Source organism: Pauljensenia sp. UMB3104, from assembly GCF_030217285.1.
Classification (GTDB): Bacteria; Actinomycetota; Actinomycetes; order Actinomycetales; family Actinomycetaceae; genus Pauljensenia.
On record NZ_JASONN010000187.1, the window covers coordinates 1 to 304 of the forward strand.

Below are 304 nucleotides of genomic sequence, written 5' to 3' on the forward strand. Positions count from 1 at the left end.
CGTCGATTTCATCGCTCAGCAACTTCTGGTATGCAGCATCCTGCTGAGCGAATACCTGGAAGCTGATGCCCTTGTTCTTAGGCTTGCGCGGTCCGTCGTAGTTTTCGTTGGGTACCAAATCAATCTTTTCGTTGTGTACCCACCCATCTTTTTCGGCCAACTTATAGGGGCCTGAGCAGACCGGATTCTGGCCGAACGCCTTCATGTCCTTGTAAGCCACATCAGGAAGCGGGGCAAATGCCTGGTAGCCGAGTCGGTCGGCAAAGTCAGGCGTCGACCCATTTAGTTCCGCAGTAAAGGTAGT

Annotated in this window: 1 protein-coding gene; it reads right to left on the reverse strand. The window is 53.0% G+C overall.

Features of this window, described 5'->3' with window-relative positions:
• A partial coding sequence (locus QP415_RS11305; protein ID WP_285100130.1) for an ABC transporter substrate-binding protein occupies positions 1-304 on the reverse strand: 304 nt, incomplete at both ends.